Below are 16,041 nucleotides of genomic sequence, written 5' to 3'. Positions count from 1 at the left end.
TGTCGGTGACCGCTGCCTCGATGCCCGCGACGCTCTGGTCGGGCACATATTCGGGGTCCGAGGCGCCGAGCACGACGTTGGTCGCGCGCAGGATGAACTGCTCGTGCTCGCGTGGAACGCCGAGCATGTTGTCGATGATGCGCAGCGGCAGCAGCGTGGCGAAGGCGGAGACGAAGTCGCATTCACCTGAACGCGGCATCTCGTCGAGGATCTCGGCGGTGGTCTCCTCGGCCAGCCCGCGCAACTCGGCGAGCATGCGGGGGGTGAAGCCGCGAGAGACGATCTTGCGCAGCCGCATGTGCTCGGGATCGTCCATGTCGATGATGGAGCCGCGGTACTCGCGCATCTCGGCGGTCTGGTCGAAGATCTGGGTGCCCTGACCGGAACTGAAGTCGGCGGGCCTGCGGCTGATGTCGGAGACGTCGCGGTGCGAACCGACCGCCCAGAACCCCCGCACTCGCGGTGACCCGGGCCGGTTGGTTCGGACGAACACCGGTCCGCCCGCGTCGCGAAGACGCCGGTAGAGCTCCGTCCGGTCTGCCGGGCGCTCCTGCCACCACTGCAAGTCGATCAGCGGTGCAAACTGCTGCTCGTCGATGTCGGTCGCGCTCACAACATCCGATTCTGGCACTCATGTCACTTCTAGGCAATGTTGGGGTACCGGCGCATATCTACCAATGCGTCGAACCGGCACCCTTGAGCTCGGCGGGAATCTAACATTAGTGTCACTAGTGCGGGACCGGTGGGCCAACGGATCGAGGAGGGCACATGACAGTACGGGTCGGCATCATCGGCGTGGGGTGGGGTGCACACGTGCAGGTGCCCGGCTTCCGGGCGGCGAAGGGCTTCGAGCCCGTCGCGCTCTGTGCGCGCACCCCCGAGCGGTTGGAACGGGTGGCCACCAAGCTGGGCATCGAAGAGACCTCGACCGATTGGGAGTCGTTCGTCACCCGCGACGATCTCGACGTCATCTCGGTCGCGACGCCCACCGTGCTGCATCACGACATGACGTTGGCGGCGCTGGCCGCGGGCAAGCCGGTGCTGTGCGAGAAGCCCCTCGCGGGCGACCTCGACGCGGCCCGCGACATGGTGCGCGCCGCCACCGAAGCCGACGTGCCAACGGCGTGCTGCTTCGAGAACCGGTGGAACCCGGACTGGTTGGCCGTCGCGGATCGGGTGCGCTCGGGATTCCTCGGCACCCAGTACCTCGCGCGGGTCAGCCGCAGCGCGTCCTACTGGCACCCGAGCCATCCACTTCAGGCCCACTGGATGTACGACCGCGAGCAGGGCGGTGGATACCTGGCGGGCATGCTGGTGCACGACCTGGACTTCCTGTGCAGCCTGCTCGGCCGGCCGGTGTCGGTGTGCGCGGAAGTCCGTACCAGCGATCCGGTTCGCGAACTGCCCGACGGCGGGACGCTGCACGTCACCGCCGACGACACCGCGGCGTTACTGATGCGGATGGAATCCGGGGTAACCGTCATCCTGAGCCTCTCGGTCATGGGCGCTCACGCCGACCATTACCGCCTTGAGCTGTTCGGGTCCGACGGCACGATCATCGGCGACGGCGACTTGCGTTCCGCGGCATATAGTCTCGGCGCCGCCGCCGACGACGGGCTGAGTCCGCTGACGGTGGACGAACGCGAGCCCGCGCACCCCGAACAGTTGCCGGGAGGTCTTGCTGGCCATGCCAGCCGGGCCATGGCGTTGATGCTGCAGGACTGGCTGCCTGCGTTCGACGGCGCGCCGAGCGGCGCGGCCACGTTCGAGGACGGACTTCTCTCGCTCGCGGTGATCGACGCCGCGCACCGGTCGGCCGCGGGTGGTGGCTGGGAGCCGGTTCAGCCCTAGCTCCTTGCGTTGAGATAGCGCTCAAGGCTACGACGTTCGAGGCGATCAGCCGAGTGCCGCCTCGGCCGGCGGATACACCAGCACGCCGCGGATGTTGGCACCTGCGTGCATGTCGGCGTAGCCGTCGTTGACCTTCTCCAGCGGGTAGGTGCGGGTGACCATCGCGTCCAGGTCCACCTGTCCGGCACTGCTCAGCTCGAGGATCTTCGGGATGTCCGCGCGCGGATTGCCCGAGCCGTAGAGGGTTCCGATGATCTGCTTCTCGGTCAAGGTCAGATCCATCAGGTTGGCCCGGATGTCGCGTTCCAGCATCGGATGGATGTTGGTGACCACCAGCCTGCCGCGCTTGGCCGTCATGGCCAGGGCCTGGCCGACCAGTCGACCGTCACCGACGCCCATCGCGCAGATGAACTTGTCGACGCCCCGGTCCCAGGTCGCTTCGGCGACAACGCCTTTTGCTTCCGTCCAGTCCGCCGCCGTATGGGTCGCACCCATCTTCACGGCCTCTTCGCGCTTGTACTCCGACGGGTCGATGACGGTGATCGTGCGGGCGCCGGCCAGACGTGCGCCCTGCACTGCCGCGGCGCCGATGCCTCCGACGCCCGCGACCGCCACGGTGTCACCGGGCCTTACGTCCGCTGCGTAGACGGCAGATCCCCAGCCGGTGATGAAACCGCAGCCGAGCAGGCAAGCCGTCTCCAACTTGTAGTGCTCCGGAATCTTGACGCAACTGGCCTCGTGGACGACGGTGTGGTGCGCGAACGAACCGACGCCGCAGGCGAGCGCGAGGTCCTCGTCACCGAGATGGTGCCGCGCGGTGCCGTCGTGAATCTGCATGCCCGAGTAGATCTTTGCGCCGAGGTCGCAAAGGCTCTGATGCCCGGTCGAGCACGACGGGCACCGGCCGCATGACGGAATGAAGCTGAACACCACGTGGTCGCCGGGCACCAGCCACGACACGTGCTCGCCGACGGCCTTCACCACGCCCGCGCCTTCGTGCCCGCCGATGCAGGGCAGTCGGATCGGCATGTCGCCGGTGACGAGATGGTCGTCGGAGTGGCACATGCCCGAGGCGTGCAGTTCGACCAGCACTTCGGTCGCCTTCGGCGCATCGAGCTCGATGGTCTCGATCGACCACGGTGTGTTGCGTTCGAACAGGACCGCTGCCTGCGTCTGCATTTGATCCCTTCCGGCTCAGCGGATGATGGACTGGTATTCCACGAAGCCGGCGATGCCCTCGGGGCCGCCCTCGCGGCCGATGCCGGACTGCTTGAAACCGCCGAACGGGCTGCCGAAGTCGAGTACGGCGGTCGAGTTGACCGCCACCGACCCGACCTGCAGTTGCGTAGCCACGGCCGCGGCGCGGTCCTCGTCGGCTGACCACACCGCGCCGACCAGCCCGTAGCGCGAGTCGTTGGCGATGGCGACCGCCTCCGCGGCGTCATCCGGACCTGCATCGTCGTAGGCGATGACGACCGCGACCGGTCCGAAGACCTCTTCGCGGGCGATCTCCATGTCATTGGTGGCCTCGACGAGCGCAGGGGTGACGAACCACCCTGGGCGGTCGGGTCGCTGGCCGCCGGTCAGCACGGTGGCGCCCTCGTCGCGGGCCCGCAGGAGGAATCCCTCCACCTTGTCGCGCGCGGCCTCGTTGATCAGTGGACCGATGGCGGTGGCCCGGTCGGCGGGATCACCGACGGTCAGCCCGGCCACCGCGGTGGTCAGGGCGGTGACGAATTCGTCGTAGCGACTGCGCGGCAGCAGGATGCGGGTGAGCGCGGCGCACAGTTGGCCGTTGTTGCCCATCACGCCGCTGACCAGTCCGGGCACCGTCTTCTCGAGCGGTGCGTCGGGCAGCACGATGGCCGCGGACTTGCCACCCAGTTCGGTGCTGCAGCGGCGGATCCGGGAACCGCACGACGCGGCGATCCTGGCCCCAACGGCGGTCGATCCGGTGAAGCTGACCTTGTCCACGTCCGGATGATCGGTGAGCATTTCGCCTGTGGCGGCGCCGCCGTTGACGACGTTGACCACGCCGTCGGGGATTCCGGCTTCCTCGACCGCTTCCATCAGAACGCCGAATTCGAGCGGCGCATCGGGCGCGGGCTTGAGCACCACCGTGCAGCCCGCAGCCAGAGCGGGACCGAGCTTCAATGCGGCGATGAACAGGGGCGTGTTCCACGGGACGATCGCGCCAACCACGCCGACGGGGACCTGTCGCACAGCCACGGTGCCGCCGGTCACGGAGGGACGGGTGGCGGTGAAGGGATGGTCGGGAGTGATGGCGGCGTACGCGCGCAGCACCCCGGCCGCGGTGATGACCTGACCGAAGGTGCTCCAGGATCGCGGCGACCCGATTTCGGCGGTGGTCAGGTCGGCCAGTTCGCCCTTGCGCGCGGTCAGCGCGTCGGCCAGCCGCCCCAGCGCGGCGCCCCGATCGGCGGGAGAGGTCTGCGTCCACGAGTGCAACGCACAGCGGGCGGCCGCCACAGCGGCATCCACCTCGCCACGGCCCGCGACACCCACGATGCCCAGCACCTCGCCGGTGGTCGGCGACGTCACGTCCAGCGTCTCGGCGTGCGCGCTGGTCACCCATTTGCCTGCGACGTAGCTCGCCGCCAACTCGCCCACCAACTCGGTCACAGCCACCGATTCTGGCATTGATGTCATCTTTCGACAAGCTGCCCATTTGTGGTGAAGCAGGGTTTCGGTTTCCGTGGGGAAGTTTTTCTGACACTATTGGTCACTATGAGTGCATCGTCCGACAGCGACGCCGACCTGAGCGTGGGACAGCCATGGGAGGTGGTCGTCGAGCGCGGCAAGATCGCCGAATTCGCCGACTCCATGCTGTGCGACGATCCCGCCTATCGCGGTCCGGACGCGATCATCCCGCCGACGTTTCTGACCAGCGCCGCTCGGTGGGCGCCGCCGGGCGTGCGGGTCAACGTGGGCTTCGACCGCAAGCGCCTCCTGCACGGCGAGCAGGAGTTCGTCTTCCATGGCGACCTGCCTGCCGCCGGCGAGGTCCTCACAGCGCAGGAACGGATCGTCGAGCGGTTCGCCAAACCCGGCAAGCGTGGCGGGACGATGCGCTTTGCCACGGTGGTCACCGAATACCGCGACGCTGCAGGCGATCTGGTGGCCGAAGCGAAGGCCACGTTCATCGAAACTGCGGCGCGGCGATGACGGCCCCACGATGACCGCGACCACCGCGCTGTGCGTCGGCGTCCAGGCGCCGCCCCACGAGTTCGGTCCGCAGACCCGCCATATGTTCGTCCGCTACGCGGGCGCGTCCGGGGACCTCAATCCCATGCACTACGACGACGAACTCGCGCGATCCGCGGGCTATCCGTCGGTGTTCGCTCAGGGAATGCTCTCCGCGGCGCTGCTGGCCGGGTTCGCCACCGACTGGCTGGGCGCACGCAACGTGCGCCGCTTCGGGGTCCGCTTCCGCGAGCAGGTCTGGCCCGGTGACGTGCTGACCTGCGTGGGCACCGTAACCGCCGTGTCCGTGGAGCCGGACGCCGACCGGGTGAGCGTGGAGTTGAGCGCGAAGCGTCAGACCGGCGGAGTCGCGATCACCGGCACCGCGGAGTTTCTCATCCCGCGAAACGCGCCCCAGCGCGACGCGGGTGGCCCGGATCGGCCATAGGCTTAAACGACCATGTCCGAAGCCTCGATCGTCCGCAGGGCCAGTTACGGCCCGTCCAGCCCAGCCATCGGCGCACGCGGCGCCACGACGCGCAGCCGGATCACCGAGGTCTCACTGGAGCTGTTCGGCCGGCTGGGGTACTTCGACACGTCGGTCGACGCCATCGCCAAGGCCGCCGGCGTGTCCCGGGCCACGCTGTATCAGTACTTCAAGGGCAAGGACGAGATCTTCCTGGAGCTGCTCAACGAGTGCGGCAGCGCGTTGTTCCGGGTGGCCCGGCGCATCGGTCCCCTCGGACCGGACGAGGTGGGCTTCGACAACCTGAACTGGTGGTTGGGCGAGTGGAGCTGGGTGTTCGAGAAGTACTCCACGATGTTCGTGCAGTGGACGGCGATCGCGTCGTCGGACACCAAGGTGCGTCCTGAGATCACCCGATTCGTGCGCAGCTACAACCACCGCGTCGCCGAGCGGCTCGCCGCGTCGGGCCTTCAGGGTATGGATCCCGAGGTCGCGGCCATGACGATGACCGCGCTGGTGCACCGCATCAACCTGTTCGTACACACCGACCGCGCCTACGGGCGCAGCCCGAAGGACGCGGTCGACACGCTGTCGGTCTTCCTTCAGCTGGTGTTGTTCCCCGATACCCCGTCGTCGGTGCTGACGTCTCTGGGTCTGCACTCCAGCACCAACCCTGCGGCCGACGTCGACGCGGTCGAGGTGCCCGCGGCGCCGGACGTCGAAGGGCTGTCCGTCAGCGAGCGCACCGCCGCCCTGAGCACGCGTGCCGTCAGGACCGTCACCGCTCTGGCCGACGCCGGCGCTTCCCAGTTCCGCGCGCGTGGGTACCGCAGCACGAGTGTCGACGACATCGTCCTGACCGCCGACGTCGCGCGGGGCACCTTCTACAAGTACTTCAGTGACAAGCAAGACCTGCTCGCCGCCGTTGCCGCCGAGATCTACGGGGCCGGAAAGGCGTTCGCTGAACGGATCACCCATGTGGATCCGGTGGCCGACGAGTCGACTCTGCAGCACTGGCTGGCCACCTACGTCGAGTTCTACGACAGGTACTCCGGCTGCATCGAGGCGTGGGCCGAGGGCACCACCGATGATCCGACGATCGTCGGCATCGGCGAGAACGGCCAGGTGCTGATGGACATCGGTGCGGCCAGGATGCTGCTCCGCGGACCGAGTGCGTATCCGTTCGACCCGGTGGTCTCGGCACTGATCCTGCGCGCCCTCGTCACTCGGGTGCCGCAGGCTGCGCTCGATCTGCCCAAGCCGATCGGCGACGACCAGGTCATCGAGTTGTTGATGACGTGCATCAGGCGCGGGTTCTTTGGTCGCGCTACTCCGTCGTGACACCCTTGGCGATGAGGTCGTCGGTCGCCTGCGCCGAATATCCCAACTCGCGCAGGATCTTTCGACTGTGTGAGCCCAGCGCGGGCACGTCACCGATCAGCGGGTCGACGCCGGCCAGGGCAGCGGGCGGCGCCAGCGCGCCGGCAGGACCGCCGGGGGTCTGAATCTCGTGCCACCGGTCGCGGCCGACGAGCACCGGATGCTGCCACAGCTGTGCGACGTCGTTCATCCGCGCATGCGCCACGCCGGCGCGCTGCAGCCGCTCCTCGAGCTGCTCGGCGCCCAATCGCTCGAAGGAGGCAGTGAGGATCGACTCCAACTCGTCGCGATGCGTTACCCGATCGGGGTTGGTGGCGAACCGCGAATCATCGACGAGATCCGGTCTGTCCAAGACGATCTCGCACAACCGTTGCCATTCGGGCGGGTTCTGCACGGCGAGCAGCACCGTGCCTCCGTCACCGGTCGTGAAGGGACCGTACGGCGCGATCGTCGGATGCCGCGCACCCGTGCGTGCCGGCCGGGTCCCGCCGTAGCGGCCATAGTAGAGCGGCTGGGACATCCATTCCACCAGGGCGTCGAACAACGACACAGACACCGGCCGCACCGCGCCGGTCGTCGCGCGCGTGTAGAGCGCGGTGAGGATCCCGGAGAAGGCGAACATGCCCGCGGCGATGTCGGCGATCGACACGCCGGTACGCGCTACCTCGGCTGGTGAGCCCGTCACCGACAGCAACCCGGCCTCGGCCTGCACCAACAGGTCGTAGGCCTTGCGGTCGCGCCACGGGCCGTCCTGGCCGTAGCCGCTGATCGTAGCGGTGATGGTCTGCGGATGATCGCGGGCCACCGCGTCGGCGTCCAGGCCCATCCGTGCCGCGGCGCCCGGCGCCAGGTTCTGTACCAGCACGTCGGCACTCTCCAGCAGACGGTGCACGATGCGGCGGCCGTCGGGATGCTTGAGGTCAAGAGTTAGCGACTCCTTGCCGCGGTTGAGCCACACGAAGTAGCTCGATTCACCGTGCACCGCATGGTCATAACCACGAGCGAAGTCACCGCCCTGCGGGCGCTCGATCTTCACCACCCGCGCGCCGAGGTCGGCGAGCTGCCGTGTCGCATACGGCGCCGCGACCGCTTGCTCGAGGCTCACGACGGTGATGCCCGCCAGCGGCGCATCGGTCATTGGGTCCTCTCATATTAGTGACGCATATGTCAGATGAAAGGTATCAGTGTGCAGAATTCCACAACGAAGCGCCATTCTAATATGCACAGTCTGTCAGATAGGCGTTAGGCTGGCCGTGTGGGAGATGCCTCGCCGCCGGTGTCGGCCGGCCCTTTGGCGGGCGTCAAGGTCGTCGAACTGGCCGGCATGGGCCCCGGCCCGCACGCCGCTATGCTGCTCGCCGACCTTGGCGCCGACGTGATGCGGGTACAGCGCCCGGGACGCCCGGCCGGCGGTGCGCAACTGCGCGGCCGCCGGATCGTCGTCGCCGATCTCAAGGACGTCGGCGACCTCAACCAGGTCCGCGAACTGATTGACGGAGCGGACGTTCTCCTCGAGGGATTCCGCCCTGGCGTCACCGAACGACTCGGCCTTGGGCCCGACGAATGTTGCGGCCGCAATCCAGGATTGGTCTATTCACGCGTCACGGGTTGGGGACAGACCGGCCCCCGCGCCCGCCAGGCCGGCCACGACATCAACTACATCGGCCTCACCGGGTTACTGCACGCAATGGGTCCCGCGGACCGCCCGCCTGCGCCTCCGCTCAACCTGCTCGGCGACTATGGCGGCGGCTCGTTGTTCGCGGTGCTCGGCGTGCTCGCCGCCCTGATCGAACGGCAGGCATCCGGGCGCGGCCAGGTGATCGACGCCGCCATCGTCAACGGCGCCCCGCTACTGGGCCATGTGCTGTGGGCGATGCGGGCCGATGGCCGGTGGTCAGACGAGCGGGGCGCCAACGTCTTCGACGGCTCGGCGCCGTTCTACTGCACCTACGAGTGCGCGGATGGTGGATACGTCGCCGTCGGAGCGCTGGAGCCGGAGTTCTTCGCCGAACTGCTGCGGCTTCTGGAGATCGACCCGGCCACGCTGAGCGCGCAACGGGACCGCTCCGGTTGGTCGGCGATGCGCGATACGCTGTCGGACCGGTTCCGGCGGCACCCCCGTGACCACTGGTCGCGGGTGTTCTCCGGTAGCGACGCGTGTGTCACCCCGGTGCTGAGCGCGGCCGAAGCGATGGACGATCCGCAGTTGCAGGCGCGCAACGTGTTCGTCCACGTCGACGGGGTACGCCAGCCTGCGCCCGCACCGCTGTTCTCGCGGACGCCCGCCCCACTGCCGGTGCCTGCGCGGGCCGACTCGGTCACGCCGAAGTGGCGACCGCCATCCCCGTGATCCATTCCGGCACCGGCTCGTAGACCAGCGGTGTGACGGGCCGACCACCGCCCGCGGCGCCCGCGGCCACCCAGGTCCTGACCTCGTTTGCGCCCGCACCCGCACGTTCGTGCGCGGTGTCGACGAGTCGAGTCAGCGCCGCGACATCCCAGTTCGACATCGCGTCCAGCACTTCGGTGTCCCAGTCGGGGCGGATCTTGGTACGCGCGTCCGCCATCCCCTCGGCGATGATCCTCGCCCGGTCTTCGTCGCTGAGGTCGTAGGCGTCGACCTCCAGGCTCGGCGGCGAATGCGACAGCCCCCCGGTGCCTATCACCAGGACCCGCTCATCGATGCCGTCGAGGAACCGGCCGACCTCGGCGCCGAAGTCCGCAACCCGGCGTCCGGTGGGAAGGGGAGCGGTGGCGCAGTTCACCGGGACCGGGATGACCGGTTTGATCGCCAGCTCGCCGAGGAGGTCCCGAACCGGTTGGGCGAACGCGTGATCCAATCCGATTTCCCGGCACGCGGCGACGTCGAACCCGGCCGACAGGAGGTGTTCGCACAGCCGTCGCGCCAGGTCGGAGGGCACGTCGAGACGGCCGGCCGGGTGGCCGCCTTCGGCCAGAATCGATGCGGACAGCGCGACGCCAAAAGCGGGCACCACGTGGCGGAACGCACGGCGATGATCTCCGCCGAACACCATCACCACGTCGGGATCGAAGCGCCGCACGCGCTCGGCCGCGGCCGCCAGCGCCGAGCGGAACTGGAGCCCGAAGGCGTGCTCGACATCGCGTTCCTTGCCAGGGCTGTGGCTTGCGCAGACAACCAGCCGCTCTGACGTCACGTCCGTACCTCCGGTAGAAGTGACACTTATGTTAGATGAGGCTGAGGTCCCTCGGGAAGCCGCCTCGGCCGCTGTGCACGAAAGGTGATCGACATGTCGCTCGGACGGAAGGCCTGCACCGGAGCTGCGGGGGCGGCTGCGGTCGTTGGGGCGGTGGCGACGGTCAACGGATACCGTCCGCTGTCCGACCGCGGCTATTCCTCGGTGCTCGCCATGATGTCCGGCGTCGTCGCCACCGAGTTGCCGTTGCAAACCCTGTTGGCGCAGACCGGGGCGGTGGGTCTACTCGCCGCTGCCGCACCGCCACGGTCCCGACGCATGGCCGGACTGCTCTGGGCCGCTTCGTGTCTTGGGTTGCTCGGACTGAACCAGGTGGGCAGGCGGGCCGACTCGCCGCTGACCGCAGCCTTGGACGAGGGCTTGGGGACCAATCGTCGTACCGACTCAACAGGTCTTTGGGAGCGGCCGACGTCGAGCGACGGACTGGCCAAGCAACCCGGTCTGATCCGAATGGCGCGGGTATACCGCGACTATGCGCACGAAGCGGACATCGCCTACGGCCCGCACGGGACCGCCAACCACCTCGATGTCTGGCGCCGTCCCGACCTCGATCGCGCCGGTGGCGCGCCAGTTCTCGTGCAGATTCCCGGCGGCGCATGGGCGACGGGCAACAAGCGCGGGCAGGCACATCCGTTGATGAGTCACCTGACCGAACTCGGATGGATCTGCGTGTCGGTCAACTACCGGCTCAGCCCGAAGAACACGTGGCCCGACCACATCGTCGACGTGAAGCGGGCGATCGCCTGGGTGAAGGCCAACATTGCCGAGTATGGGGGAGACCCGAACTTCGTCGCGGTGACGGGTGGTTCGGCGGGTGGGCACCTCTCAGCGCTGGCCGCGTTGACGGCCCACGACACGGGGTGGCAGCCGGGCTTCGAGGATGCCGACACATCCGTGCAGGCGGCGATCCCGTTCTACGGCGTGTACGACTTCACTCGCACAGACCGGGGACTGCACGCGATGATGGTGCCGTTCGTGGAACGCCTGGTTGTCAAGCAGCCACGTCGCGAGGTGCCCGACGTCTACGCCGCCGCGTCACCGATCACCCACGTCGGTCCTGGCGCCCCGCCGTTCTTCGTATTGCACGGCCGCAATGACTCGTTCATCCCGGTGGTGCAGGCCCGCAGCTTCGTCGACCGGCTTCGCGCGGTCAGTGCCCAACCGGTGGTCTACGCCGAGCTGCCCTTCGCTCAGCATGCCTTCGACACCTTCGGCTCGGCGCGCGCCGGGCACGCCGCGGTGGCAGTCGAGCACTTCCTCGCCGAGGTGTACTCCAGACACGTCACACCGTGATGACGATGCCCTGCGTGAGCGCCACGATGATGCCGAGGATCACGATGAACGCGACGCATCCTGCGACCAGCCTTATGGTTTCCTTCCTCAGCGCAGCGTCGGTCTGTGGCGGAAGGAAGAACTCGGCAGGCAGGTCTTTCATGCTGGGCGCCTTTCGGATCAGGGAATGTAGGGGCTGTCGGCACCGGCGACCGTGCGCATCACCACGAGCGGGATGACCAGAAACACGAAGAAGCTGACCTGGAAGACGATGAACCAGGCGCCCAACCGCATGAGCTCGAACCGCCATCGCGGAATGGTGACCTCGTAGTTGAGGTAGTCATCGAATTGTTGCTGCTTGGTCAACTGCACCCGCTTGGTGGCCACGGCAATCTCGCCAGGACCCGCGATGTCGTCGGAGGGGCGCGACGACGCCTTCGGAACGGTGAAGCGATCCAATCGGCAAAATCGCTCGAAATGATTCAGGCCACGAATGGGGGGTTTGCCTGCCCAGTACGCGATCAGGTTGGGCCACACGCACATGATGCCGATGGTCCAGAGCAATGTGATGCGACCGCCGTTGCCCCACTCGAGAACGGGCCCGATGCCGGTATCGTAGGTCCACCATCCCATCGCCGTAGCGGTGCCCTCGACAGCGAAGTCCCAGATGTAATTGACCGGAATCGCAAGCACCACCATGGATTTCAGCATGCTCCAACCGAACTTCGAGGACACCCATTGGCTCAGCCACAGCACCAGGAGTGCGTGCACACCCCAGTACACCGCGTAGGCGAATGGCATGAATAGCGGATCGTTCGGCGTTTTGAGCGGCAGCCACTCGAGTAGGTGGTGTTCGGCAAAGGCGGGGCTGTAGAAGAGCATCTGGCCCCAGTCGCCGATGGTCTCCATCCAGTACACCGCAAGGCTGTTGAACAGGAACAGGAATCCCCAGGTCAGGCGGCGCCGGCGGATTGCATCGGCGACCGCCAGAACGATGAAGATGCCGCCTGCGATCGGGATGACCCAGTTGAAGAACCACACCCCGGAGGGATCGAGGGTTGCCGGTGGCACCAGATCCGACGCGGCGAAAGGCATCGCTACTCCCCAAACCTATGTAACCCAGCTCACTCTGTACTTGTGTAACCTAGTTCACCATATGCCCGGTTGTCACCTACCCCGGAATGAGGCTGCCGCTGTGGAAGCACCGCTCACATGACCGCCCGCGAACTGTGGCGCAGCGCCCGAGTCAACCTCACCGCGGCGGGCGAACTGGTGGCTGCGGTCCTGCCGAAGGTGCCAGGGACAAGCGCGTCGTCCGCCGCGGAGGTCACGACCGGATGGCTGACGAACCAACTCACCAATACGACGCCCAGCGCTGTGGCGCAGCGGATTTCACCTCTGGACGGCACGACGGGCACAACCGACCGCCGGCGCCTGGCCGTCCAGTGGAACGCGGCAGGCCGCGCGGCGGGGCTTCCGGCCGACCTCTTCGTCAAGAGCACTCCTCTGTCTGCCAAGAACCGCACCATGGTGGCGGCGTTGGGCATGGCCGTCAACGAGGTCCGCTTCTACAACCAGGTGGCGGCCGAACTCGAAGGAGTCGCTCCGCACGCCTGGTATGCCCGTGCCGGGGTGGGTGCACGGTTCCTGATCGTGCTCGACGACATCGTCGCCGCCGGCGGGCGCCCCTACGCAATGGCCGACGACTGCGACATCGCGCACGCGCAAGGGCTCATCGACGCCTTCGCCACACTGCACGCGCGATTCTGGGAGAGCCCGCGGCTGACTCGGGAGCTGTCCTGGGTCCGAACCTGGAGCACTCGAACGGGATACGGCGTGCTGAAGCGCTTCTACGCCCGCGGTCGCCGCGGCGCGTTGCGGCGGGACCGCCCCGAGGTGACTCCGGCGGTCCGCGCGGTGGCGGTGGCGCTCGATCGTCACACGCAGGCGTACTACCGCGAGTTCGAGTCGGGGCCACTGACTCTGCTGCACGGTGACTCGCATCTGGGTAACACGTTCGCCTGGCCGGACGGTCGATCGGGCCTGCTGGATTGGCAGGTGATTTGGCGAGGACCGGGACTCCGCGAGGTGTCCTACTGGATGACGACCGGCCTGGAGCCCGAGCTCCGTCGTGTCCACGAAAGGGAGCTGATCGCCCGTTACCTGGAGGGTCTGCGGGCGGGCGGGATCGACGAGGTGCCAAGTCAGGACGCCGCGTTCGAGCGGTACCGGCTCTTCGCGGCTGAGGCGTGGGACGCGACGGCGATGACCGTCAACTGGCCGGGCCTGCAGGCGCAGCAGAACACCGACGCAGCGTTTCGCCGGGCATGCTCGGCCGTCGACGATCTCGAGACCGCGGCGCTCATGAACCGTTTGTACCGGTAGGCGGCGCAGGCATTCCCACGCGGGGCGTTGACACTGTGACAGTGAACTGTCATCTTTGGTAGGTCGTCGCCAAAGGAGGCGTTGCAGTGACGGATCTCAAGAGTCCCGACGAGGTCGGTCGCGTCGAGCCGATGGCCGAACCGGTGCCGATCAAGACGATTCGGCCGGTGTTGTTCTGGTCGAGCGTCGGCGCGGTGTGCGTCGCCGTCGCCGCCTACGTCTACACCTCGTGGATCGTGTCGGGAAACGCGAGTCCGGTGGATCCGGGTCCCGATCCGATCCCTGCTGGCACCCAGTTGGCGATCACCGCGTTCCAGATCGCCTGCCCGATACTGGCTCTGGGCGCGATCGTCTACGTCGTCCGCAAGAGCCTGCGCGAGCGTCAACTCTGCGTCGAGGCCGCCGTCGTGATCGGGTCGGCGATCGCATGGTGGCACGACCCCCTGATCAACTGGTTCCAACCGGTGCTGTTCTACAACGCCGGCTTGGTCAACTTCGGCAACTGGATGGAGAACGTTCCCGGCTCGCTCAGCCCAGGCAGTCGGTTGATGGTCGAGCCGGTGTTGATGATCGGGATGATCTACATCTGGATGCCGCTGGCCATGGGCAAGGTCGCCAAGTGGGGGATGGGTCGGGCGCGGCGCCACTGGCCGACGCTGGGCCCTGTCCGCACGTTCTGCTGCGGCTGGCTCGCGGTGTACGTCATCGAGTTTCCGCTCGAGATCTTCGCGGTGCACCACGGTCTGGTCGCCTATCCGGCGTCGATTCCCGGTGCCACGCTGTGGGCCGGGCAAACGGTCCAGTTACCGATCTACGGGCCCATTCTCTGGTCGCTGGTGCTCAGCTCGAGCGGAGCGCTGATGTTCTTCCGCAACCGCAAGGGTCAGATCCGGGTGGAGTCGGGCGTGGAGACGCTGCGGTGGGCTGGACCGCGGGTCAAGGGACTGCTACGGGTGCTCGCGGTCACCGGCTTCCTGCACGTGGTGGCGATCGGCGTGTACGACCTGCCGGTGAACCTCGCCGGCTTCTACGCCGGACCGACCGAGACCTACCCGAGCTATCTGCGCACGCAGTACTGCGGACCGGACACCCCGCGGGCCTGTCCCGACGGCACCCGCTTCGACGACCCGTAGCTGGCGGCGGCGTTACTTCAGCACGCCAGGCAGCGCGGAGAACTCCTGGCGGATGATGTCGTCGAGTGCACGGCCCGGCGTCGCCAACCACTGATTGAGCGCCCTTTCGATGAGGAGCATGCCGACTGATGCGAGCAGCCGGCATTCGTCGTCGGGTGTCGGCAGATGTCGCCGTTCGGCGATCACCTTGGCCACGGTCTCGGCATTGGCTTCGTGGTTTCTGCGCTCGCGGCCCAGCAACACGAGTGACGACGCGACGGCCTCGTGATATTGCGCGATCCTCTTGCGGATCCGCTTGAGACCAGGCGCAAGCAACGCGAAAGAGTTCGCCATCGCCTCGAAATCGGATGCCTCTTCGGGCTGGGCGAGGTACACCCCGCTGACGGCATTGATGAAGTCGTACTCACCGAAGAACAGCACCGATTCCTTGGTGGGGAAGTAGCGAAAGAAGGTCCGCGGCGAAACACCTGCGCTCTCGGCGATCTGATCCGTGGTGGTCTCGTCGTAGCCGTTGGCGCTGAACAGATTCAGGGCCGCTTCCAGCAGCGCGTTCCGGGTGCGGTCCGCATGTTCGTTTCGCGGTGAACGGTCACCCCGTGCCATCCGCCACCTCCTCGACCGTCTCGGGTATCCAGACATTACAACGACGGCCGGTGCGGCCACATCGTTGACACCCGTCGCCGTGCCGACGATACTTTTCCATATATGACAGTTTACTGTCACTTTTGCACATTTCGGGCACCAGCCCCAGGGAGGACTCAGGCCCATATGACCGAGCTCACCGTGAACGGATCCATGAACATCAACGATCTGCCGTTCGCGCAGGACCGTTCGCGTGCATGGCGGGAGCTGCGGGAGGCAGGTGAGGCAGTGAGCTCCGGTGAGGAGATCGTGCTGACCAGCGCCGCGGCAGTGGAGTTCGCCGCCAAGAAGCCCGAGATCTTTTCGTCGGCGAGGGCCTTCGACCGCCTAGGTAGCCCCGTCCCGCTGATTCCGATCGCGATCGATCCACCGGACCACACCCGGTTTCGCCGCATGTTGGACCCCTTCTTCAGTCCGAGGAAGATGGCCGAACGGGAGCCCGAACTACGCAGGCAGGCCCGTGAATTGATCG

16 protein-coding genes and 1 pseudogene are annotated in these 16,041 nt (G+C 67.1%); 9 read left to right on the top strand and 8 right to left on the bottom strand.

Translation table 11 applies throughout. The features are described from left to right. Window positions 1-613: cytochrome P450 family protein (locus QOC69_RS31615; RefSeq protein WP_526446449.1), on the bottom strand; the 613-nt coding region annotated here is incomplete at its 3' end. A gap of 155 nt (window positions 614-768) precedes the next feature. On the opposite strand from QOC69_RS31615, the gene QOC69_RS31610 reads away from it, so the two are divergent. Next, window positions 769-1,851: a Gfo/Idh/MocA family protein gene (locus QOC69_RS31610; protein WP_526446448.1), complete on the top strand. Its 1,083-nt coding sequence runs from the start codon at window positions 769-771 to the stop codon at window positions 1,849-1,851. Window positions 1,852-1,896: 45 nt separating this feature from the next. On the opposite strand, the gene QOC69_RS31605 is transcribed toward QOC69_RS31610, so the two are convergent. Together QOC69_RS31605 and QOC69_RS31600 are read right to left on the bottom strand one after the other, a co-directional pair. After that, window positions 1,897-3,030 carry a Zn-dependent alcohol dehydrogenase gene (locus QOC69_RS31605; protein ID WP_526446447.1) on the bottom strand — a complete coding sequence of 378 codons (1,134 nt, stop codon included), beginning with the start codon at window positions 3,028-3,030 and terminating at the stop codon, window positions 1,897-1,899. Window positions 3,031-3,045: 15 nt separating this feature from the next. Then, on the bottom strand, window positions 3,046-4,521 hold the full coding sequence (locus QOC69_RS31600; protein WP_526446446.1) for an aldehyde dehydrogenase: 1,476 nt from the start codon (window positions 4,519-4,521) through the stop codon (window positions 3,046-3,048). Window positions 4,522-4,599: 78 nt separating this feature from the next. Here QOC69_RS31600 and QOC69_RS31595 point away from each other — a divergent pair, with 78 nt between their 5' ends. From QOC69_RS31595 to QOC69_RS31585, 3 genes are read left to right on the top strand one after another with little or no spacing between them, the layout of a single operon-like run. Continuing rightward, the gene (locus QOC69_RS31595) at window positions 4,600-5,037 is read left to right on the top strand and encodes an FAS1-like dehydratase domain-containing protein (protein ID WP_526446445.1); all 438 of its coding nucleotides are present in this window, start codon (window positions 4,600-4,602) and stop codon (window positions 5,035-5,037) included. Window positions 5,038-5,047: 10 nt separating this feature from the next. Then, window positions 5,048-5,503 (top strand): MaoC/PaaZ C-terminal domain-containing protein, encoded by a 456-nt coding sequence (locus QOC69_RS31590; RefSeq protein WP_526446444.1) that lies wholly within the window; start codon window positions 5,048-5,050, stop codon window positions 5,501-5,503. Window positions 5,504-5,515: 12 nt separating this feature from the next. Then, window positions 5,516-6,862: a TetR/AcrR family transcriptional regulator gene (locus QOC69_RS31585; protein ID WP_526446443.1), complete on the top strand. Its 1,347-nt coding sequence runs from the start codon at window positions 5,516-5,518 to the stop codon at window positions 6,860-6,862. Here QOC69_RS31585 and QOC69_RS31580 read toward each other — a convergent pair. Then, complete coding sequence (locus tag QOC69_RS31580) at window positions 6,849-8,039, bottom strand: CaiB/BaiF CoA transferase family protein (RefSeq protein ID WP_526446442.1); 1,191 nt, start codon at window positions 8,037-8,039, stop codon at window positions 6,849-6,851. The two genes, QOC69_RS31585 and QOC69_RS31580, sit on opposite strands and share 14 nt — an antisense overlap. A gap of 117 nt (window positions 8,040-8,156) precedes the next feature. Between QOC69_RS31580 and QOC69_RS31575 the strand changes: the two genes are divergently transcribed. Further along, window positions 8,157-9,251: a CaiB/BaiF CoA transferase family protein gene (locus QOC69_RS31575; RefSeq protein ID WP_526446441.1), complete on the top strand. Its 1,095-nt coding sequence runs from the start codon at window positions 8,157-8,159 to the stop codon at window positions 9,249-9,251. Here the strand turns inward: QOC69_RS31575 and QOC69_RS31570 are convergent. Beyond that, a complete protein-coding gene (locus tag QOC69_RS31570; protein WP_526446440.1) occupies window positions 9,220-10,077 on the bottom strand; it encodes a 3-carboxyethylcatechol 2,3-dioxygenase in 858 nt (285 codons plus the stop codon). The two genes, QOC69_RS31575 and QOC69_RS31570, sit on opposite strands and share 32 nt — an antisense overlap. Before the next feature lie 93 nt (window positions 10,078-10,170). Here QOC69_RS31570 and QOC69_RS31565 point away from each other — a divergent pair, with 93 nt between their 5' ends. After that, window positions 10,171-11,430, top strand: coding sequence for an alpha/beta hydrolase (locus tag QOC69_RS31565; RefSeq protein ID WP_526446439.1), 1,260 nt, complete (start codon window positions 10,171-10,173; stop codon window positions 11,428-11,430). Here QOC69_RS31565 and QOC69_RS31560 read toward each other — a convergent pair. Beyond that, on the bottom strand, window positions 11,420-11,572 hold the full coding sequence (locus QOC69_RS31560; protein ID WP_526446438.1) for a DUF7156 family protein: 153 nt from the start codon (window positions 11,570-11,572) through the stop codon (window positions 11,420-11,422). The two genes, QOC69_RS31565 and QOC69_RS31560, sit on opposite strands and share 11 nt — an antisense overlap. A gap of 17 nt (window positions 11,573-11,589) precedes the next feature. Next, window positions 11,590-12,504, bottom strand: coding sequence for a hypothetical protein (locus tag QOC69_RS31555; protein WP_526446437.1), 915 nt, complete (start codon window positions 12,502-12,504; stop codon window positions 11,590-11,592). A 117-nt stretch (window positions 12,505-12,621) separates the two neighbouring features. Between QOC69_RS31555 and QOC69_RS31550 the strand changes: the two genes are divergently transcribed. Beyond that, window positions 12,622-13,794: a protein kinase family protein gene (locus QOC69_RS31550; protein WP_526446436.1), complete on the top strand. Its 1,173-nt coding sequence runs from the start codon at window positions 12,622-12,624 to the stop codon at window positions 13,792-13,794. Between the two features lie 86 nt (window positions 13,795-13,880). Then, complete coding sequence (locus QOC69_RS31545; RefSeq protein ID WP_526446435.1) at window positions 13,881-14,927, top strand: spirocyclase AveC family protein; 1,047 nt, start codon at window positions 13,881-13,883, stop codon at window positions 14,925-14,927. 12 nt (window positions 14,928-14,939) lie between these two features. Here QOC69_RS31545 and QOC69_RS31540 read toward each other — a convergent pair whose 3' ends face one another. Further along, the gene (locus QOC69_RS31540) at window positions 14,940-15,530 is read right to left on the bottom strand and encodes a TetR family transcriptional regulator (RefSeq protein ID WP_526446434.1); all 591 of its coding nucleotides are present in this window, start codon (window positions 15,528-15,530) and stop codon (window positions 14,940-14,942) included. Window positions 15,531-15,695: 165 nt separating this feature from the next. Between QOC69_RS31540 and QOC69_RS31535 the strand changes: the two are divergent. Continuing rightward, window positions 15,696-16,041: pseudogene (locus tag QOC69_RS31535) on the top strand (cytochrome P450); the annotation flags it as partial.

The sequence above is a fragment of the Mycobacterium sp. genome, from assembly GCF_032162105.1.
Classification (GTDB): Bacteria; Actinomycetota; Actinomycetes; order Mycobacteriales; family Mycobacteriaceae; genus Mycobacterium.
The sequence above is the reverse complement of the archived record's forward strand: the minus strand, read 5'-3'. Positions and strand labels throughout refer to the sequence as shown.